The following is a 20,864-nucleotide window of genomic DNA, read 5'->3' as shown; positions in this document are numbered from 1 at the left end:
CCGGGGCACCCGGCCGACCACGACCGGCCTCCGGTCAGGTGTGCGACCGCGACCGGAGGGTACGAAGAGCCCTGACGGGACAGCATCCCCGATACGACGCAGTCGAGGCAGGAGGGCGGTCCGATGGACAGGCTCGATCCGGGCGCGGCGCACGCCTCGCCGAAGCCCGTGACCGACGACGGGCAGGGCGGTTTCGCGGGCGGCGCGCCCGCCGGCACCTTCGACCCCTGGCGCTACCGGGACGAGGCCGGAGTCACCGACGCCGACCTGACCGGCTACCGGGTCGAGGCGACCGACGGTTCGATCGGGAAGATCGACGAGGCGAGCCACGAGGTCAACGCCAGCTACCTGGTGGTGGACACCGGCCCGTGGATCTTCGGCCGGAAGGTGATGCTCCCGGCCGGCACGGTCAACCACGTCGAGCACGACGCCCGCACGGTCTTCGTCGACCGGACCCGCGACCAGGTCAAGGCCGCCCCGGAGTACGACGAGGCCGACACCGACCCGGCGTACCGGGACCGGCTGGGCGGCTACTACGACGACACGTACGCCCCCGTGCCACCGGGCACCGCCGGTCGGTGACCACGACGTGACGGCCGGTGGGGTTCCGCCCCGCCGGCCGTTACCGTGTCCGGGTGGACACCCCTGGAGCGAATCGACGCATCCCGTTCTCCGCGATGTTCAACTTCCGCGACGTCGGTGGCTACCGGGGCCACGACGGACGCACCGTCCGGTGGGGACGGCTCTACCGTTCCGACTCCCTGCACCGGGTCGACCGGACCGACCGGGCGGCGTTCGCCGCGCTCGGCGTCCGGACGGTGATCGACCTGCGGCGGCCGTCCGAGGTGACCCGCGACGGCCGGGTACCGGCGTACGACGGGCTCAGCTACCGCAACATCCATCCGGAACACCGGTCCTGGGCCGAGCAGATGTACGACCCGACGACCAGCCTGGCCCACTTCCTGGTGAACCGGTACGTCGAACTGGCCACCACCGGCGCGGCCGGGCTGGGTGAGGCGGTCGGACTGATCGCCGACGCCGAGAACGCCCCGGTCGTGGTGCACTGCGTGGCCGGCAAGGACCGCACCGGCATCGTCTGCGCGCTGACCCTGTCGGCGCTCGGGGTGAGCGACGCGGACATCGCGGCGGACTACGCGCTGAGCACCGAGGCGTCGGCCCGGTTCAGCGCCTGGCTCGTGGCGAGCACGCCGGAGGCGGCCGACCCGCCCGCGCCGTTCCTCGCCTCGCCGACCGAGGTGATGCCGCTCTTCCTCGACGAGTTGCGCGCACGGCACGGGTCGGTCGAGGGGTACCTCCGGCACGCCGGGCTGACCGACGCGCAGCTGGCGGCGCTCCGGGCCCACCTGCTCGGCTGAGCCGGCGCGGCCCCCGGTGTCGGGAGGGGACGCTCCTGCGGAAGGTCCCCTCCCGGCACCTCAGCGGGCCAGTTCGACCAGCGGGAAGGCCCGGTGCCGGCGGGGCGGGACGAGGAAGTTCTGCCGTCGGGTGCAGGTGAGGAACCGCTCCAGCCCGTTGTCCTGCTCGGCGACCCGGTGCTTGCGGGCCAGGTCCACCGACGCCTGGCTGCGCCGCATGCCGGCGAAGAAGTCGGCGGTCGGGACGAAGACGCTGAAGTGCAGCTTCGGCTGGCTGCTGCCGTCCGGCACGTCCATCGCGTCGAAGCCGGGGCCGTCGATGCGCAGGTGCATCGGTGTGCCGTCGGCCGCCCGCGAGGTGCGTTGCAGGGTCGACAGGTGGCCCATCCGACGCTCGCCGGCCGGCAGGCCGATCCCCCGGGCGGTGCGCTCGGCGTAGTCCGGACCCCGGTTCTCCGCCGGCAGGAAGGACGGGCCACCGCCGTCGGTGAGCTGGTCGGCGTTGCCGGGGTGCACCGCCGGGGCGTGGAACATGTACTGCACCCGCTTGACGAAGCTGCCGTTCTCGCTGGGCGGCGTGGTCGCCGTCGCCATGTCGTAGAACTGGAGCATGTCGAGGATGACGTGCGAGAGGTGCTGGACGCTGCCGTTGTCCAGGTAGTCGCCCGGCGTGGCGGTGGTCAGCCGGGCCGCGTCGGTGCCGGCGAAGGTGCAGATCGCCGGCGGCCCGGAGGCGTTGGTCTGCTGGTCGGAGAAGCCCATCCACATCGGTGAGTCGCGCTGGATGAACCGGGCGTACGGGAGCTGGTTCTGCTCGGCGACCGAGCGGGGCAGGCCGACCTGGGTGAACATGTGCCGGGTCGAGGTGACCGTCAGCAGCCCGGCGAAGGCCGGCGACGGCACCGGCTCCCCCGCCAGCTTCCCGCTGCCGCCGAACCAGGCCAGCACGTCCTGGATGGTGGTGGCCCGGTCGCTGCGGAAGGTGAAGAGCAGGTCGTTCGTCTCGATCCGGACCGGCACGGTGAACCGCTGCTTGGTGACGCCGGGGTGGTCGGGGTGCACGTCGGTGGGGCCGGGCACCGCCTCCTCCAGCACCGACCGGGTCGGGTCGGCGAGCAGCCGGGGCAGGTGCGCGCCGACCAGGTCGCCGGGCAGCCGCCGGAAGTAGGGCAGCCCGTACGAGACGAACGTCATCAGGCCGGCCGCGCCGAACTCGTACCGCGACTCCAGTTCGTCGAGGACCCGGGCCAGTTCCCGCTGGTCGGCCGGGCCGGGCGGGCGGCTCAGCGCGGCGGTGAGGTAGACGGTGTGCACCGGCGGCATGGTGAACGGGCCGCCGGTCGGCGACGACTGCTCCGGCGCGCTGTACCGGGCCACGTCGAACTGGATGTCCGGCAGGGTCGACCCTCGCGGGGTCGCCGGTCGGTCCGGGGTACGGGCCACCGAGGAGCAGGCGGCGAGGGCGGTGGCCGCCGCCGCCAACGCCCCGCCACCGAGCAGCGCCCGCCGGCGCACCGCCGGGTGGTCGGGCATCAGGTGCTCCGGGCCAGTGCGGTCCGCAGCGCCGCCCCCAGCGCGGCCGAATCGGGCGCGGTCAGCCGGACGGCCTGCTCGGGCAGCCCGACGAAACCCTCCCGGGAGCCGCCGTTACGGGTGGGGGTCAGGACGACCGTGTCGTCGTCGGCCTCGACGTCGACGTGCCGGGTGCCCTTCAGAAAGGTCGAGTAGCTGCGCAGACCCAGCGTGGCCAGCATCGGGTCGAACGGGGACGGTCCGCCACTGTGGGGCGGGTTGGGTACGCCGGTGCGCGACGCGGCGAGTACCCGACGCAGAGTCTCGCCCAGCTTCTCGTCGTCCACGCTTTCGTCGAGGACCTCGTGGGTGCCGTTGGCGACCCAATAGCCGTCGACGACGAGGGAGGAGGACCAGGCCAGGTAGCGGCCCCGGCGCAGGTCGAGCGCGGCGGAGGTGGTCATCGGTTGTTCCTCGGCTCTCGAAGGGGCGTCCCGCACGAGCCTAGCGGGACGCCCCGGTGACTCACCGTATGGGAATGATCCGGACGGTCACGCCCTTGGACGCGCCGTACTGGACGATGTCGTTGAGGGCGCGTTGCTGGGCGGCGCTGCCGCCGCCACGCGGCACGGCGAGGTCCAACGCCCGTCCGGTGACCGGGTTCCCTGGTCCGCCGACCTTCATGCCGGCGTGGGTCACCGAACTCCCGTTCGGTGCGAAGCCGGCCACCTTGTCCACGTAGCCCTTGCCCACGCTGGCGACGCGGCTCGCGTTCTGATACGACTTCGCCCCCAGGTCCATGCTCTTGATGCTGGTGGCGACACCGTTGGCGAACTTGTCGATGGTGGGGAAGTTCTTGAAGGCCCCCGCCCCGCCACCGAGCGAGTTCTCGATCGCCCGACCCCGGGCGAACTGGTTGAGCCTCCAGACACTGCCGGCACCCCGTAGCGCGGCCCCGAGACCGCCGGTCAGCCCGCCGATCGCCGCGCCGATGGCGAAGTCCCGCAGGCCGTCGCCGAGGCTGTACTTGCGTCCGCTCAGCGCCGCCCCGGCGGCCCCCATACCGACCCCCATCGCGCCACCCATCAACGCTCCGATCAGGATCGGTACGCAGATCGGGCAGTCGCCGTTGGGGTCGGAGAGGTTGACCGGGTCGTTCAGGGCGTACGGGTAGAGGTTGACGCTGCCGCCGCCGAACCCGGCCGGGTCCTCGCTGATGAACCGGCCGGTCTCCGGGCTGTGGTAGCGGGCCCGGTTGTACAGCAGCCCGGTGTCGGCGTCGTACTCCCGGCCGGTGAACTGCTGGGTGTTGCCGCTGGCCGCCCCGCTGGCGGTGACCGCGCCGAACGGGTCGTAGGAGTACCGGGTGGTGATCGTGCCGTCGCCGGCGTCGACCAGACCGAGGACGCTGCCCAGCGCGTCGGTGACCGGCACCCGGCTGCCACCGGGGTCGGTGCGGACCAGGGTCTGGTCCAGGCCGGCGACGAGCCGGTCGGCGGTCACCCTACCGCCGACCTTCTCCTGCACCAGGTTCGCCTCGTCGTAGAGGAACGTGGTGGTCGTGGGGCCGGCGGTCCGGCTGGTCCGCCGGCCGTTCGCGTCGTAGCCGAACGCGGCGGTCACTCCGGGACCGGTCACCCCGGTCAGCTCGCCCCGGGCGTTCCAGGTGTAGCCGAGTACGCCGTCGCCGGTGAGGTTCCCTTCGGCGTCGTACGTGAAGCTCCGGCCGCCCCGGCTGGTCAGCCGGTTCGCCGCGTCGTACGCGCTGGTCGGGGCGGTGCCCGGGACGGTGACCGAGGCGAGGCTGCCGGTCTGGTCGACCACCCGCCCGTTGCCGTCGTACCGGTAGCCGAGTTGGCCGACCGGAACCCCGCCGCTGGTCTGGTACGCCATGCTGACCAGTTGCGAGGCGGCGTCGTAGCCGTAGCGGGCGGTGACCCCGGCCTGGTCCACCCGCTCGACCCGGCCGGCGGCGTCCCGGTGCCAGCGCACCTGACGGCCGCCCTGGGTGATCGTCTCGACCAGCCCGGCCGGGTCGTACGTGTAGGCGACGGCCGGCTGCCCCGGCACGGTCATCCCGGTCCGCTGGCCGGCGTCGTCGTACGAGTATCCGACCGTGCCGGTGGGGCCGGCGACGCTGGTCACCCGGTCCCGGTCGTCGTAGCCGAGGGTGAGGGTGCCACCGGCCGAGTCCACGATCGAGGCGAGCCGGTCGGCGCTGTCGTACGTGAAGCCCTTGGTGCTCTCGTACTGGTTGCCGGCGGTGGCGCCGTACCCGACGAGGGTGGTCCGGCCGAGCAGGTCGTAGCTGGTGACGGTCGTCTTCCCACGCCGGTCGGTGTGCGAGACGATCCGGTCGAGCACGTCGTACGTCTGCTGCGCGGTCGCGCCCAACGGGTCGGTGACCTTCACCGCCCGGTCGAGGTTGTCGTACTCGATCCGGGTGCTGTTGCCCCGGGCGTCGGTGACCTTGGTGAGGTTGCCGTTCCCGTCGTACTCGTAGGCGGTGGTCCGGCCGAGACCGTCCACGTCGGAGAGCACGTGGTTGTCCGGGTCGTACTGGATCCGGGTGAGCACCCCGGTCGGGTCGGTGGTGGCGACCGTCCGCCCGGCCGCGTCGACGAAGCTGCGGGTGGTCCGGCCGAGCGGGTCGGTCACCGCGACCAGGTCCCCCTGGTCGTACGTGTACCGGGTGGTGTTGCCGAGCGGGTCGGCGACCGAGGTGACCTGCCCCGCCTCGTTGTAGGTGTAGCGCGTGGTGCGACCGGCCGGGTCGGTCACCGCGACCGTGTTGCCCCGGTCGTCGTGCGTGAGGGAGGTGACCCGGCCCTGCGCGTCGGTGACCGTGCGGATCTGCCGGTACGGGCCACCGGCGGTCACCGTGGCGGTCTGCGCGGCGGCGGTGCCCGCGTCGGCGGTCAGCGAGGTCAGCTCGCCGGTCGGCCCGTACGCCAGTTCGGTGCGCTTGCCGTGCGGGTCGACCAGGGCGGTCGGCAGCCCGGTGGACGGGTCCCGGACGGTGCTGGCGGTTCGCTCCTGCGCCGTGCCGACCAGGCTGGTCTCGGCGACCACCCGCCGGTTGGCGTCGAAGCTGGTGGACCGGAGCGTGCCGTCCGGCTCGGTGACGGTGGTCCTGGTGATCCGCCCGTCGGTGTCGGTGGTGTACGCGAACTGGTACGTCACCCCGCCGGGCATGACCTGGCTGGCCACCCGTCCGGCGCTGTCGTACGTGTTGGTCAGGTAGGTGATGCCCCGGGCGTCGGTGACCGAGGTCATCCGGTGCGCGCTGTCGTAGGTGTACGAGGTGGTCCGGCCGCCCGGCGTGGTCACCCCGGTCAGTCGCCCGCCGGTGTCGTACGCGTAGGTCACCGCCCGGCCGGCGTTGTCCTGCGCCCGACTGATCCGGCCACCGGTGTAGGACAGCTTGATCCAGCGCCCGTTCGGCGAGGTGATCTGGGTGATGTCGCCGGCCTGCCCGCCGCTCGCGCGGGTCAGCGTGATCTGGTTGCCGTGCCGGTCCCGGATCGACTGGAGCGGGGTGTTCTCACCGAACACCCAGGTCATACCGTCGGTGCGGACCAGGTCCCAGCCGTCGCCGTTCCAGCTCATCAGCGCGTCCCGGAACGGGCCGGTGGTGCCGACGGCCTTGAACACCGCGTCGGTGTAGCCGGTGCCGGGGCTGATCCGCTCCAGGTGCACCTTGCCGCTGTCCGGGAGGATCAGGTCGGCCTCGACGTACTCCTGTCGCGAGTGGACGAACACCCCGTAGGAGAAGTTGGTCCCGATGCCGAACTCGCGCATCTGGGTGTCGTTCTGCCGGTAGCTGCGGGTGATCGAGATAGGCAGGACGTCGTCGACCACCAGGTCGGTGTGGGTGTCGACGAACAGGCCGCTGCCCAGGTCGACCGGGTCGCCGCCCTCGTCGCCGTCCTCACCGGGGCCGCTGCCGGCGGGCCGCTTGCCGCTGCCGTTGAACATCGCCCCGGTGAACTCCCAGACCCGCACGTCCGGGTCGGGCACGATCTGCTTCCCGTCGGCGCTGACCGTGCCCCGGCCGTAGATGTACCAGCCGGCCTCCGCGCCGGTCACCGCGCAGACGGCGGGGACCTTCGCCGGGGCGCTGGCCTTGCGTGGGTACGACTTCACCGGCGTCGGCGTGCACGGCGCGCGGGTCGGGTCGTAGTCCCAGAAGTCCAGCCGGGCGCCCGGGGCGAGGCCCTGGGTGTTCGGGTAGATGATCTGAGCCCCCTCGGGCAGGACCACCGACCCGCCGGGCTGCACGGTGAAGTAGACCGGGGTGCGGACCCCGGCCGGCAGCGGGAACGGCGGCTGGTCCACCGGCAGGGCGGTGATCGACAGCTCCCGCACCGGCTTGCCGGCCCGGTCCTTCACCACCGTCCCGGCCGGCAGGTGCACCTCGAAGCCGGGGATGACCGGCGTGGTGACCACCGTCTTCTTCCGGGTCGGCGAGGCGATCCGGACCTTGTGGTCGCTGTCCAACCGGGTCATCCAGATCGGGTACGACAGTTCGGTGGTCTCGCCGGCGGTCAGGTCGACTCCGGTCTCGAACCGGCCGAACTCCCGTCCCGGACGGCTCGCGGTGGCCCCTTCGATCACCAGCACGTGGTGTCCGGCGGTGAGACCGGTGAGCAGGAACCGCCCGGTCGCGTCGGTCCGGGTGCTCCGCCGCCCCACGGTGAGCGTGACGTCGGCCAGCGGCCTGCCGTTGAGCAGCAGGGCCTGCCCGGTGAGCGCGGTCGTCCCGGCGGGAGCGCGCAGGCCCGGCTCCCGGTTGGCCTCCGGGTCGCCCCGGTGGCTCTCCCAGTCCTCGCCGGCCAGGTTGAACCGGTCCGGCCGCCAACTCTCGGTCGGGTCGGCCGGGGCCCGTGTCGCCGGCCGGGTGGTGGTCGCCGCCCCGGTCCCGGTGGCAGCCCCGGTGCCGGCGGCTGCCGCCGGCAGCCGCACCTCGACGGTGAGCGTACCGGTGTAGGTGGTCTCCGGGTTGACGAAGACGGTGTACGTCCCGGTGGTGGCCAGGGTCAGCGAGCTGAACGTGCAGGAGCCGCCGCAGTAGCTGCTGCTGGTCTGGTTGGTGCCGTCCGGCCGGCGCACGACGGCCGTGGCGTTGTACGTGCCGTACGTGCCGGCGGTCGCCGCGACGGTGACGACCTGCCCGGCGGTCCCGGCGAATGTCACCGAGGAGTTCTGCCCCGGCACGGTGGTGGCGACGGTGACCGCCGCCCCGCCCGGCGTGGTGCTCGCGGTGGCGTCCGCCGGCACGTCGTACACCCGCACGGTGAGCGCGCCCCGGTAGGTGGTCTCCGGGTTGACCAGGACGGTGTACGTGCCGGTGACCGGCGCGGGCACCTGGTCGAAGAAGCAGGAGCCGCCGCAGTACGCGCTGCCGGTCAGGTTCGTGCCGTCCGGCTTCCGCACGATCCCCGAGGCGTTGTACGTGCCGTACGTGCCGCCGCTGCCCTGCACGGAGATCCGCTGACCGGCGGTGGCCGGGAACGAGACGACCGCGTTCTGGCCGGGCACGGTGGTGGTCACGGTCACCGCCGACCCGCCCGGCGTGGTGGACGCGGTGGCGTCCGCCGGCACGTCGTGGACCGTCACCGTCACCGCGCCGGTGTAGGCGCCGTCCGGGTTCACCGCCAGCGTGTACGTGCCGGCGACCGGCAGCGTCACCACGTCGAAGAAGCACGACCCGCCGCAGTAGGCGCTGCCGGTCAGGTTCGTGCCGTCCGGCTTCCGCACGATCCCCGACGCGTTGTACGTGCCGTACGTGCCACCGGTCACCTCGACGGAGATCCGCTGGCCGGTGGTGCCGGTGAAGGTGACCGAGGAGTTCTGCCCCGGCACGGTGGTGCCCACGGTGACCGCCGCCCCGCCCGGCGTGGTGCTCGCGGTGGCGTCCGCCGGCACGTCGTACACCCGCAGGTTGACCGTGCCGACCTTCGCGGCGGCCGGGTTGACGGCGATGGTGTACGTGCCGTCGACCGGCAGCACGGTGGTGTCGACCAGACACGACGCGCCGCAGTAGACGCTGCCGCCCAGGTTCGTGCCGTCCGGCTTGCGCAGTTGCGCCGACGCGTCGTACGTGCCGTAGGTGCCGCCGGCGCCCTGTACCAGCACCCGCTGGCCGGCGGTGCCGGCGAACGACACCACCGCGTTCTGGCCGGGCACGGTGGTGGTCACGGTCACCGCCGCCCCACCGGGGGTCGCGGTGACGGTGGCGTCGGCCGGCACGTCGTACACCTGGGCGGTGATCGCGCCGGTGTAGGTGCCGCTGGGATCCAGCAGGATCGTGTACGTCCCGTCGACCGGCAGCACGGTGGTGTCGAAGAGGCAGGACGCGCCGCAGTACTGGCTGCCGGTCAGGTTGGTGCCGTCCGGCTTCCGCACGATCCCCGAGGCGTTGTACGTGCCGTACGTGCCGCCGGTGAGGTTCACCAGCACCCGCTGGCCGGCGGTGCCGGGGAACGAGATCACCGCGTTCTGGCCCGGCACGGTGGTGGTCACGGTCACCGCCGGCCCGCCCGGCGTGGTGGACACGGTCGCGTCCACCGGCACGTCGTAGACCTGTACGCCGATGCTGCCGACCGCCACCCCGGCGGGGTTGACGTGGACGCTGTGCGTGCCGGTGGCGGTGAGCCGGATCGAGCTGAACGAGCAGCCCGCCGCGCAGGAGGAGTTGCTGGCCAGGGTGGTGCCGTCCGGGGCGCGCAGCGAGACGGTCGCCCCGGCCGAGCCGAAGGTGCCGTTGGCGAGGGTGACGGTGACCGCCTGCCCGGCGGTGCCCGGGAAGGACACCACCGCGTTCTGGCCGGGCACGGTGGTGGTCACGGTGACCGCCGCCCCACCCGGGGTGGTGGACGCGGCGGCGTCGGCCGGCACGTCGTACACCCGGGCGGTGATGGTGCCGATCGCCGTGTCCTTCGGGTCGACCAGGATGGTGTACGTGCCGCCGACCGGCAGGGACGCCACCTCGAGCAGGCAGGAGGCGCCGCAGCCGGTGTTCTGGACGACCGTGGTGCCGTCCGGCCGACGCAACGTCACCGTCGCCTCGTTCGCGCCGTACGTGCCGGCGCTGAGCTGCACCGCGATCCGCTGGCCGGCGGTGCCGGCGAGGGAGACCACGCCGTTCTGGCCGGGCACGGTGGTGGTCACCGACACCGCCGCCCCACCCGGGGTGGCGGTCACCGCGGCGTCCGCCGGCACCGCGTTGACCTTCGCGGTGATCGTTCCGGTGACGGTGCCCTTCGGGTCGACCAGGATGGTGTACGTGCCGTCCACCGGCAGGGTCACCGCGTCGAGGAAACAGGAGGCGCCGCAGCCGGTGTTCGAGACGATCGTCGTGCCGTCCGGCCGACGCAACGTCACCGTCGCCTCGTTCGCGCCGTACGTGCCTCCGGTCAGCTGCGCCGAGACGCGCTGGCCGGCGGTGGCCGGGAACGAGACGATCCCGTTCTGGCCGGGCACCGTGGTGGTCACCGACACCGCCGCGCCGCCGGGGGTGGTGCTCGCCAGGGCGTCACCCGGCACGTCGTACACCTGGGCGGTGATCGCGCCGACCTTCGTGCCGGCCGGGTTGACCAGCACCGTGTACGTGCCGGTCGCCGGCAGCGGCACCGACGTGAACGAGCAGGACGTGCCGCAGGAGGTGTTGCTGACGACGGTGCTGCCGTCCGGGGCGCGCAGCGACACCGTCGCGTCGTAGGTGCCGTAGGTGCCGTTGGTGAGCTGGACGGTGACCGCCTGCCCGGCGGTACCGGGGAACGACAGCACCCCGTTCTGGCCGGGGACCGTGGTGGTCAGGGTGCGCGCCGCGCCGCCCGGGGTGGTGGCGGCCGCGGCGTCGGCCGGGACGTCGTGGACCCGGACCGACACGCCGCCGGTGTAGGTGGTGTCCGGGTTGACCGGGATGGAGTACGTCCCGTCGACCGGCAACGTGACCGTGTCGAAGAAGCACGACCCGCCGCAGTACGCGCTGCCGGTCAGGTTGGTGCCGTCCGGCTTCCGCACGATCCCCGACGCGTTGTACGTGCCGTACGTGCCACCGCTGAACTCGACGGAGATCCGCTGCCCGGCGGTGCCGGCGAAGGAGACCACGCCGTTCTGGCCGGGCACGGTGGTGGTGACGGTGACCGCCGCGCCGCCCGGGGTGGCGGTCACCGCGTGGTCCGCCGGCACCGCGTGCACCTGCACGGTGACCTTTCCGACGTAGGTGCTGTCCGGGTTCAGGGCGAGGGTGTACGTGCCGTCGACGGGCAGTACCACGGCGTCGAAGAAGCACGAGCCGCCGCAGTACAGGCTGCTGGTCAGGTTCGTCCCGTCCGGCTTCCGCACGATCCCCGACGCGTTGTACGTCCCGTACGTCCCACCGGTCACCTGCACCGACACCCGCTGACCCGCCACGCCCGCGAACGTCACCGACGAGTTCTGCCCCGGCACCGTCGTCGTCACCGTCACCGGCACACCCCCCGGCGTCACCGACGCCGTCGGATCCGCCGGCACCTCGTGCACCTGCACGGTGACCGCGCCGGTGTAGGTGGCGTCCGGGTTCAGGGCGAGGGTGTACGTGCCGGCCACCGGGAGGGTGACCGCGTCGAAGAAGCACGAGGCGCCGCAGTACAGGCTGCCGGTCAGGTTCGTCCCGTCCGGCTTCCGCACGATCCCCGACGCGTTGTACGTCCCGTACGTCCCACCGGTCACCTGCACCGACACCCGCTGACCCGCGCCACCGGCAAAACTGACCGACGAGTTCTGCCCCGGCACCGTCGTCGTCACCGTCACCGGCACACCCCCCGGCGTCACCGACGCCGTCGGATCCGCCGGCACCTCGTGCACCCGGACGGTCAGCTTGCCGGTCCTCGCCAGTTCGGGGTCGATGTGGACGGTCCAGGTGCCCTCGGTGGACAGCACGGTCGTGTCGAAGTAGCAGGACGTACCGCAGGAACTGTTCGAGGTCACGGTGCCCCCGCCGGGCCGGCGCAGTGAGACCGTCGCGTCGTACGTGCCGTAGGTGCCGTCGTTGACCTGGACGGAGACCCGCTGCCCGGTGCTGCCCGGGAAGGTGACCGTGGCGTTCTGGCCCGGCACGGTGGTGGTCACGGTGACCGCGTCCCCGCCCGGCGTGGTGCTCGCGGTGGCGTCCGCCGGCACCTCCGTGACGGTCGCCGCGATCGATCCGGTGCTCGCCCCGGCCGCGGCCAGCACCAGCGTGTACGTGCCGGCACTGCGGGCCCGGACGGTGTCCAGGAACCCGGTCGCGCCGACGCAGCCCAGCGAAGCGACGGTCCGCCCGAACGGGTCGAGCACCTTCGCGCTGGAGATGCCGCACGAGCCGAACGTGCCGTCGGCCAGGTTCACGCTGGCCTGCTGGCCCTCGGCCAGGTCGAAGAGGAGCAGCCCGAGGTCGCCGCCGGTCGGGATGGTGACGGTCGTCGCCACCCCGAGCGCGGCCCGACCGGTGTAGGCGACGTCCGTGGCGGCGAACGGGGGCGGGGCCACGAAGAGGTCCGCGCCGCTGGACACGCTGCCGTACCGGGTGCGGACGGTGACCCGGCCCGAGGCGGCCCCGGTCGGCGTCTCCAGGGTCAGGCTGCCGGTGGCGGCCGTGGAGACGGCGACCCGGGTGCGGTTGACGGTCAGGCCGTTGTCGGCCACGGCGGTGGCGAAGCCGGTGCCGGTGACGGCGACCGGGGTGCCGGGCGTGACGACGGTCGGGGACACCCCGGTGATGGTGGGCGCGGAGGTGTCCGGGCCGGCGACCACGAAGCTCTGCGAACTGGCGGCGGTGTCCTCGCCGACCTGCACGGTCACCGGGCCGGTGGTCGCGCCGGTGGGGACGGCGACCGTCAGGCGGCGTCCGCTGGCCTCGGTGACGGTGGCCGGCACGCCGTTGAACCGCACCGTGTTCTCGGCGGGCACGTCGGAGAAGCAGCCCCCCTCGACGGTGACCGTCGCGCCGACCGGGGCGGTGACCGGCACGAACGACAGCACGGCCAGGTCCGGGGTGCCCTCGTTGGTGACCGAGGTGGGGTTGCCGACCGCGTCGTAGGCGTACCGGGCCGTCCGGTTGGCCTGGTCCTGCACGCCGACCAGCTGCCCGGCGGCGTCGTACGCCCAGCCGATCCCGTCGCAGGAGACCGAGGCGGGGGTCAGCGCCGGCAGGTCCGCCCGGACGGCGAGCGGCAGCAGCACCACGAGGGCCACGGCGACGGAGGTGAGCCGGAGCCGGGGGCCGGCCCAGAACCTGGAGCGGATCGTGCGGTGGCCGAGCGGTCCCGACATGCTGACTCCCTATGACGCAGCAGCTCTGCGTCAGGAAGGTAGGGCAGCATCGATGGCCGGAGATAGATCGGCCGTTCGGACACCCTTCGTGATCGCCGCCTCTACCGGCTGAAACGAAAACCGCCCCGCCGGCACTGTCGGCAATCGGACAGCAGCGGCGGGGCGATTAGTCGGAAAGGTCAGCGCAGCAGGGTCAGAGCACCCGCCGGACCCAGCCGTACGGGTCGGCGGCGACGCCGCGCTGGAGGTCGACGAGCTGCTGGCGCAGCCCCATCGTGACCCGGCCGGGTTCCCCCGCCCCGACGGCGAACTCGCCGTCCGGGAAGCGGACGTGCCCGATCGGCGTGATCACGGCGGCCGTGCCGCAGGCGAAGACCTCGCGCAGCCGCCCGCTCGCCGCGTCGGCCTGCCAGTCGGCGAAGCTGACCGGCCGCTCCTGCACGGTCAGTCCGGCCTCGGCGGCGAGGGTCAGCACCGACTCCCGGGTGATCCCGGGCAGGATCGTGCCGGTCAGCGGCGGGGTGACCAGCGTGTCGCCGTCGTAGACGAAGAAGACGTTCATGCCGCCCAGTTCGTCGACGAAGCGCTGCTCCACCGCGTCCAGGAAGACCACCTGCTCACAGCCGTGCTGGATCGCCTCGGCCTGCGCGGCCAGCGAGGCCGCGTAGTTCCCGCCGCACTTCGCCGCGCCGGTGCCGCCCGGCGCGGCGCGGGTGTAGTCCGGGGAGACCCAGACCTTGACCGGCCGCACCCCACTGGCGAAGTACGCCCCCACCGGCGCGGCGATCAGGACGTAGAGGTACTCCCGGGCCGGCCGGACGCCGAGGAAGACCTCGCTGGCGAACATGAACGGCCGCAGGTAGAGGCTGCCGTCCTCGCCGGCCGGGATCCACTCCCGGTCGACCTCGATCAGCTGGTGCAGCGACTCGAGGAACGCCTCCGGCGGCAGCGGGGGCATCGCCAGCCGCTCGGCCGAGGCGACGAACCGGTCGGCGTTGGCCTCCGGCCGGAAGAGCGTCACGCCGCCGTCGGCGGTCCGGTACGCCTTGAGCCCCTCGAAGATCTCCTGCGCGTAGTGCAGCACGGCGCTGGCCGGGTCCATGGGGATCGGGGCACGGGCCTCGACCCGGGCGTCGTACCAGCCCTTCCCCTCCGCATAGCGGATCGTGACCATGTGGTCGGTGAAGACCCGGCCGAACCCGGGGTCCACCAGCAGGGCGGTCCGGTCGGCGGCGGATACGGGCGCGGGGTTCCGACGGATCTCGAATTCGAGCTTGTCACCACCGCTCATCGCGCTGACCTCCCTGGGACGGCACGGCATGCCAAAGCGCACGCCGAAGGACTGGTGCTGTGGAACTTACCCCGAACGGCCGTTCAGCGGGAGGGCCGGCGCTACGTACCGTGACGCCCGGTCGCCCGGGTGGTGGACTGACCGGGCAGTCAGACGGCGGCGTACTCGGCCAGGCGGTCGCCGACCTCGTCGGTGCGCAGCGGTACGCCGGGCGTCCGGTTCGCCAACTCGTGAGCGACCGCCTCGGTCACCCGGTGGGCGGCGTCGGGATGGCCGAGCTGCTCCAGCAGCAGCGCGGCGGAGAGCACCGCGGCCACCGGGTCGGCGATCCCCTTGCCGGCGATGTCCGGGGCCGAGCCGTGTACCGGCTCGAACATCGAGGGGTAGCGCCCCTCGGGGTTGATGCAGCCGCTGGCGGCCAGCCCGATGCCACCGGTGACGGCGGCGGCGATGTCGGTCAGGATGTCGCCGAAGAGGTTGTCGGTGACCACCACGTCGTAGCGCTGCGGCTGGGTGACCAGGAACATCGCGGCGGCATCCACGTGCTGGTACTCGGTGGCGACGTCGGGGTGCTCGGCGGCGACCGCCGCGAAGGCGCGGGCCCAGAGGGACCCGGCGTGGGTGAGCACGTTGGTCTTGTGCACCAGGGTCACCTTGCGCCGCTCGCGGCGGGCGGCGCGGGCGAACGCGTCCCGGATCACCCGCTCCACGCCGTGCCGGGTGTTGAGGCTCTCCTCGGTGGCCACCTCGGCGGGGGTGTCCCGGTGCAGCGAGCCGCCCGCGCCGGCGTAGAGCCCCTCGGTACCCTCGCGGACCACCACCAGGTCGACCTCGCCCGGCTTGACGGTGGCGAGCGGCCCGGTGACGCCGGGCCAGAGCCGGGACGGACGGAGGTTGACGTACTGGTCGAAGGCGAAGCGGAGCCGGAGCAGCAGGCCGCGCTCCAGCACGCCCGGCGGGACGGTCGGGTCGCCGACCGCGCCGAGCAGGATCGCGTCGTGGCCGGCCAGCTCGGTCAGGACCGAGTCCGGCAGTACCTCGCCGGTGCGGTGGTAACGGGCGGCGCCGAGGTCGTACCCGGTGGCCTCCACGCCGGGGAGGACAGCGTCGATGACCTTGCGGGCCTGCGCGACCACCTCGGGTCCGATCCCGTCCCCGGCCACCACCGCGATCCGCGTCACGTTCCACCCCTCAGCTCACCGTTGAACTCGTACGGTACGACGCCGTCCCGCCTCCCGGTACGTTGCGCTCAGAATATGGGAAATAGGAATGCACAGCAGCTTTCCAGGTGACATTCATGGTCCAGTCACCTCGACCCCCTAGGGTGGGGTTCGCACGGGTCACGGGGGCTCGTGACGGAGGGTCGGCGACAGCGCGGCACCATCCGGAGGGAGCAGGCACATGCGGATCGAGGTACCTACCCGGACCCGGTGGGTGGATCAGCCCGCCCATGCCAGCCGCCGTCCCGACCTGCGCCTCGGCGGTCGCGGCCTGCTCGACCGCTGGGGTGGGGTCGCCACCGACCGGCTCACCGCCACGCACACCGTGCGCACCTCCACCGCCGAGTACACCCTGGTCCTGAACGCCCCCGAGTGGCTCGGGCGACGCGGGGTCGGCGACGCGCTGCGCGACGCCGTCGCGGAACTGCGCGCCATCGACCTGACCTACGGCCCCGCCCGACCGCAGAGCCTCGTCTCCCGGCTGCGCCGGGGCGAGATCACCTCCGACTCCTACGCCCCCCTGGCCGACCTGGTCGACCGCTGCGCCGCCATGCGGGCGGCCACCGACGGCTGGTTCGACGCCTGGTCGGTGCCCGGTGGTTTCGACCCGGGCGGCCTGCTCGGCGGGTGGGCGGTGGAGCAGGCCGCCGCCCGGCTGCGGGCCGGCGGGGTGCACGACTACGCCGTGGTCGCCGGTGCCGACCTGGTCGTCCGGGGCCACGCCCCGCACGGCGGGCCGTGGCGGGTGGCCGTGCACCACCCGGACGGCGACCGCGCCCCGCTGGTGCTGGAGATGACCGCCGGCGCGATCGGCACCTCGGGGGTCAGCGGACGACGCGACCACGTGGTGGACCCGCACACCGGCGAACCGGCCCGCCAGATGACCGCCGCCACGGTGGTGGGGCCGGACCTGTCCGTCGCCGACGCCTACGCCACCGCTCTCTACGCCGCCGGACCGGCGGGACTGGCCTGGTTCGGCGACGGGTCGAGCTACCGGCCGCTCTTCGCCCACCGGGACTGACCTGCCCGCACGCCGACCTGCGGGCGGAACCGAGGGCGTGGCGGCGACCGGACCCCCGTGGGTGGTGGACGGCGACCGGACCCCCGTGGGCCGGTGGACGGCGGCCGGATGACGCACGGGTGGGTGGCGACGACCTCGGCAGGACACCGGGGACGGTCCGGAGTGGGCGGTTGGTGCCCACCGGTGACGCCCGCCGGAGCGGCACGGTGACGAGCACGGACCAGAGAGGGCGCGGTGCGGACGCGCATCGGAGCCGCACGGTGGCGGACGCAGACCAGCCGGGACCGCGATCGGCTCCCACGGTCGCGGCAACGACCGTGGGAGCCGGTAGCGACGAGTGCGCGTGGCTTGCGCATCCGAGGGGTGCGGAACCAACCGGCCGGACGCCGGACACCGCCACCCGAAGACGGGTCGACACCGCAAGTTCGGTCAGTAACCGCACGGACACGCTAGCGAACCACGGCACGCCGCCGCAAGGGTCTCCACAGCAGACCGTCCCGGTATGACGCTGCGGGTTCCTCTCCGGACCGTCCACGGGGTCCGGTGACGCGCCGATTCGCCCGGATGGCACGCTGTCCGCCGTGAGTTTCGATCTGAGCGTGTGGGCCCTACCGGAAGGGGCCACCCCCGCGGACGTGCGGGCGGCCGTGCTGCGGTGTCGACAGGGACAGCACGTCGAGAGCTACCCCGACCCCCGGGTGGTCGCCTTCTATCGGGCGATCACCGCCAGCTACCCGGACCGCCCCGGGCCGGGATCGCCGTGGGAGGTGACGCCGTTGCACGCCGCCGCCGACCACGTGGCGATGAGCCTCTACCCGACCTGTGAGGACCAGGTGCTCCTGGACATCGAACGGCTCGCCGCCGAGAACAACCTGATGCTCTTCGACCCGCAGGACGGCTCCGTCTACCCGCCACCGGCGGCCGTCCCCCTCCCCGCCCACCACGCGACCGCCCCCGCCCACCACTCCGCCCACGCCCGCTAGGACGACGGTCCTCCCGGCCGACGGACGCCGGGAGCCCGGGGGACGCCCCGGCGGCGGCCCGGACGACGGGCGCGAGCCCCGACAGCACACCGGGGCCCGGCCACCACTGGCCGGGCCCCGGTGTCGTACGGGGAGGTCGGGACTACTCGTCGCGCAGGTCGGCGGCGGAGGCCGAGGTGGCGCCGATCGACTCGGCGGCCGAGGTGAGCAGGTCCGCGCCGAGCGCCTGGTCGACGGTGAGCGTCATCAGCGTCTCGCCACCGGCCTCGCGGCGGGCCACCTGCATCGCCGCGATGTTGACGCCGGACTCGCCGAGCAGCGTACCGACGGTACCGACCACGCCGGGACGGTCGACGTAGCGGAGGAAGAGCAGGATGCCCTCCGCACCGATCTCCACGTCGAAGCCGTCGACCTCGGTCAACTTGATGACCTCCCGGCCGGCGCTACCGGTGACGGTGCCCGAGACGCTGACCGTACGCCCGTCGGGCAGCGCGCCCCGGACGGAGACCAGGGTCGGCTGCTCCGCCTCCGGCTGGCTGGTCAGCGTGACCTCGACGCCGCGCTCGGCGGCGAGGTGCGGGGCGTTGACGTAGGTGACCTGCTCCTCGACGACCGAGCTGAACAGCCCCTTGGTCGCGGCGAGCTTGAGCACCGAGACGTCGTGGTTGGCGATCTCGCCACGCACCTCGACGGTGACGCTGGCGGCCACCCCGCCGGCCACGGCGGTGAAGGCCCGACCGAGCTTCTCGGCCAGCGGCAGCAGCGGCCGGACGTCCTCGGCGACGACACCGCCGGCCTGGACGTTCACCGCGTCCGGTACGAACTCGCCCTGGAGGGCCAGCTTGACGCTCTTCGCCACGGCGAGACCGGCCTTGTCCTGCGCCTCGTGCGTGGAGGCGCCCAGGTGCGGGGTGGCCACCACGTTGTCGAAGGCGAAGAGCGGCGAGGAGGTGCACGGCTCCTTGGCGTACACGTCGACGCCGGCCCCGGCCACCCGGCCCTCGGCGATGGCGTCGGCGAGCGCCTGCTCGTCGACCAGCCCGCCCCGGGCGGCGTTGACGATCCGCACGCCCGGCTTGACGATCGCCAGTTCCTTCTCGCCGATCAGGCCGACCGTCTCGGGGGTCTTCGGCAGGTGGATCGAGATGAAGTCGCTCTCCCGCAGCAGCTCCTCGAGCCCCACCAGGCGGACCCCGAGCTGGGCCGCGCGGGCCGGCTGGATGTAGGGGTCGTACGCGATCAGCCGGGTGCCGAAGGCGGCGATCCGCTGGGCGAACAGCACGCCGATCCGGCCGAGACCGACCACCCCGACGGTCTTGCCCTGGATCTCCACCCCGGTGTACCTGGACCGCTTCCACTCCCCCGCCTTGAGCGCCGCGCTGGCGCTGGCGGTGTTCCGCGCGACGGCGAGCAGCAGGGCCACGGCCTGCTCGGCGGCGGAGACGATGTTCGAGGTGGGGGCGTTGACCACCATCACGCCCCGGGCGGTGGCGGCGGGCACCTCGACGTTGTCCAGACCGACGCCCGCCCGGGCGACCACCTTCAGTCGGGGCGCGGCGGCCACGGCCTCCGCGTCGATCTGGGTGGCACTGCGCACGATCACCGCGTCGGCCTCGGCGAGGGCGGAGAGCAGCGCCGGGCGGTCGGTGCCGTCGACGTGGCGTACGTCGAAGTCGTGGGCGAGCACCTCGATGGCGGCGGGAGCGAGTTCTTCGGCGATCAGTACGACAGGATTCATCGGTCCTCGTAGATATCGTCAGGGTGGTGGGCGGCTGTCGACGGGACGCCGCGCTGCGCCCTGTGCTTGACCGGGGCCATGGGCCGTGCGGGTGCCGGGAGCACCTACCGCGGTGGCGTGCGGTGCCGGGAACACCTACCCGCGATGGTAGGCCGCCGCCCACCACGGCTGTCCCAGGTACCGGGGTGAGGGCCCTCACACACCAGCCGGGCATCCCACGACCCTCGATCTGTCCTCCAGATCCGGCGCCTACCCGGAAACGCGCAGGTGGCGCACCCCGATGCCGGACCGGGCATCGGGGTGCGCCACCGGACGCACAGGGCTCGCCGGAGCACCGGCGGGCCGTCGGGTCCGGTCGCCGGTGACCGGGCTCTCCCGGTCACCGGCGACCGGGAGGGTCGGCGGTCAGGCGGTCTCGGTGATCGGCCGGTCGACCCAGCTCATCATGCCGCGCAGCTTCTGACCGGTCTCCTCGATCGGGTGTGCCGCGCCCTCGGTCCGCCACTTGCCGAAGTTCGGTCGGCCCGCCTCGTCCTCGGCCACCCACTCGCGGGCGAACTCGCCGGACTGGACCTCGGAGAGGATCTTGCGCATCTCCTCCTTGACCCGCGAGTCGATCACCCGCGGCCCCCGGGACAGGTCGCCGTACTCGGCGGTGTCGGAGATGCTGTAGCGCATCTTGGCGATGCCGCCCTCGTACATCAGGTCGACGATCAGCTTCAGCTCGTGCAGGCACTCGAAGTAGGCCACCTCGGGCGCGTAGCCGGCCTCGGTGAGCACCTCGAACCCGGTCTGCACCAGCGCGGACGCGCCACCGCAGAGCACCGCCTGCTCGCCGAAGAGGTCGGTCTCGGTCTCCTCCTTGAAGGTGGTCCTGATCACGCCGGCCCGGCTGCCGCCGATGCCCTTCGCGTACGACAGGGCCAGGGCGAGCGCGTTGCCCGAGGCGTCCTGCTCGACAGCGACCAGGCAGGGCACACCCTTGCCGTCGACGTACTGGCGGCGGACCAGGTGGCCGGGGCCCTTCGGGGCGACCATCGCCACGTCCACGTCGGCCGGGGGCGTGATCAGCCCGTACCGGATGTTGAAGCCGTGGCCGAAGAAGAGCGCCTTGCCGGCGCTCAGGTGCGGGGCGATCGACTCGGTGTAGAGCTTGCGCTGCGCGGTGTCCGGGGCCAGGATCATGATCACGTCGGACTCGGCGGACGCCTCCGCCGGGGTGAGCACCCGCAGCCCCTGCTCCTCGGCCTTGGCCCGGCTCTTCGAGCCCTCGGGCAGACCGATCACCACGTCGACGCCGGAGTCGCGCAGCGACAGCGCGTGGGCGTGGCCCTGGCTGCCGTAGCCGATCACCGCGACCTTCCGGCCCTGGATCAGGCCCAGGTCGGCGTCGTCGTCGTAGAACACCTCAACGCTCATGAGAA

The 20,864-nt window shown here is 73.0% G+C and carries 11 protein-coding genes; 4 read left to right on the top strand and 7 right to left on the bottom strand.

Features of this window, described 5'->3' with window-relative positions; all coding sequences use genetic code 11:
* Window positions 1-123: 123 nt before the first annotated feature.
* Together AB0F58_RS17190 and AB0F58_RS17185 are read left to right on the top strand one after the other, a co-directional pair.
* Window positions 124-582, top strand: coding sequence for a PRC-barrel domain containing protein (locus AB0F58_RS17190; protein WP_357143403.1), 459 nt, complete (start codon window positions 124-126; stop codon window positions 580-582).
* Window positions 583-635: 53 nt separating this feature from the next.
* A complete protein-coding gene (locus tag AB0F58_RS17185) occupies window positions 636-1,376 on the top strand; it encodes a tyrosine-protein phosphatase (protein ID WP_357143401.1) in 741 nt (246 codons plus the stop codon).
* Window positions 1,377-1,436: 60 nt separating this feature from the next.
* Here AB0F58_RS17185 and AB0F58_RS17180 read toward each other — a convergent pair whose 3' ends face one another.
* The 5 genes from AB0F58_RS17180 to AB0F58_RS17160 all read right to left on the bottom strand — a co-directional run bounded on the left by AB0F58_RS17180 (window position 1,437) and on the right by AB0F58_RS17160 (window position 15,659).
* The gene (locus tag AB0F58_RS17180) at window positions 1,437-2,909 is read right to left on the bottom strand and encodes a hypothetical protein (RefSeq protein ID WP_357143399.1); all 1,473 of its coding nucleotides are present in this window, start codon (window positions 2,907-2,909) and stop codon (window positions 1,437-1,439) included.
* Complete coding sequence (locus tag AB0F58_RS17175; protein WP_357143397.1) at window positions 2,909-3,352, bottom strand: hypothetical protein; 444 nt, start codon at window positions 3,350-3,352, stop codon at window positions 2,909-2,911. Before AB0F58_RS17175 ends, AB0F58_RS17180 begins: the two co-directional genes overlap by 1 nt.
* Before the next feature lie 61 nt (window positions 3,353-3,413).
* Window positions 3,414-13,187, bottom strand: coding sequence for an RHS repeat-associated core domain-containing protein (locus AB0F58_RS17170; protein ID WP_357143395.1), 9,774 nt, complete (start codon window positions 13,185-13,187; stop codon window positions 3,414-3,416).
* A gap of 193 nt (window positions 13,188-13,380) precedes the next feature.
* Window positions 13,381-14,478 (bottom strand): branched-chain amino acid aminotransferase, encoded by a 1,098-nt coding sequence (locus tag AB0F58_RS17165; RefSeq protein ID WP_357143393.1) that lies wholly within the window; start codon window positions 14,476-14,478, stop codon window positions 13,381-13,383.
* Window positions 14,479-14,627: 149 nt separating this feature from the next.
* Window positions 14,628-15,659, bottom strand: coding sequence for a 3-isopropylmalate dehydrogenase (locus tag AB0F58_RS17160; RefSeq protein WP_357143391.1), 1,032 nt, complete (start codon window positions 15,657-15,659; stop codon window positions 14,628-14,630).
* A gap of 220 nt (window positions 15,660-15,879) precedes the next feature.
* On the opposite strand from AB0F58_RS17160, the gene AB0F58_RS17155 reads away from it, so the two are divergent.
* Complete coding sequence (locus AB0F58_RS17155; protein ID WP_357143389.1) at window positions 15,880-16,719, top strand: FAD:protein FMN transferase; 840 nt, start codon at window positions 15,880-15,882, stop codon at window positions 16,717-16,719.
* Between the two features lie 581 nt (window positions 16,720-17,300).
* A complete protein-coding gene (locus tag AB0F58_RS17150) occupies window positions 17,301-17,702 on the top strand; it encodes a hypothetical protein (protein ID WP_357143387.1) in 402 nt (133 codons plus the stop codon).
* 142 nt (window positions 17,703-17,844) lie between these two features.
* Here the strand turns inward: AB0F58_RS17150 and serA are convergent, their stop codons facing one another.
* Both serA and ilvC read right to left on the bottom strand, forming a co-directional pair.
* Entirely contained in the window at window positions 17,845-19,440 is a 1,596-nt protein-coding gene (serA, locus tag AB0F58_RS17145; RefSeq protein ID WP_357143385.1) for a phosphoglycerate dehydrogenase, read from the bottom strand.
* Between the two features lie 405 nt (window positions 19,441-19,845).
* Window positions 19,846-20,859, bottom strand: coding sequence for a ketol-acid reductoisomerase (ilvC, locus tag AB0F58_RS17140; RefSeq protein WP_357143383.1), 1,014 nt, complete (start codon window positions 20,857-20,859; stop codon window positions 19,846-19,848).
* Window positions 20,860-20,864 lie beyond the last annotated feature (5 nt).

Origin of the sequence: Micromonospora sp. NPDC023956, from assembly GCF_040639195.1 — a bacterium.
GTDB lineage: Bacteria > Actinomycetota > Actinomycetes > Mycobacteriales > Micromonosporaceae > Micromonospora.
This window is presented reverse-complemented; position numbering and strand designations above follow the sequence as displayed.

Bases quoted from the DNA above. Each gene is read 5' to 3' on its own strand.
- AB0F58_RS17190 (WP_357143403.1), top strand. From the start codon at position 124: ATGGACAGGCTCGATCCGGGCGCGGCGCACGCCTCGCCGAAGCCCGTG.
- AB0F58_RS17180 (WP_357143399.1), bottom strand. From the start codon at position 2,909: ATGCCCGACCACCCGGCGGTGCGCCGGCGGGCGCTGCTCGGTGGCGGG.
- AB0F58_RS17175 (WP_357143397.1), bottom strand. From the start codon at position 3,352: ATGACCACCTCCGCCGCGCTCGACCTGCGCCGGGGCCGCTACCTGGCC.
- AB0F58_RS17170 (WP_357143395.1), bottom strand. From the start codon at position 13,187: ATGTCGGGACCGCTCGGCCACCGCACGATCCGCTCCAGGTTCTGGGCC.
- AB0F58_RS17165 (WP_357143393.1), bottom strand. From the start codon at position 14,478: ATGAGCGGTGGTGACAAGCTCGAATTCGAGATCCGTCGGAACCCCGCG.
- AB0F58_RS17155 (WP_357143389.1), top strand. From the start codon at position 15,880: ATGCGGATCGAGGTACCTACCCGGACCCGGTGGGTGGATCAGCCCGCC.
- serA (WP_357143385.1), bottom strand. From the start codon at position 19,440: ATGAATCCTGTCGTACTGATCGCCGAAGAACTCGCTCCCGCCGCCATC.
- ilvC (WP_357143383.1), bottom strand. From the start codon at position 20,859: ATGAGCGTTGAGGTGTTCTACGACGACGACGCCGACCTGGGCCTGATC.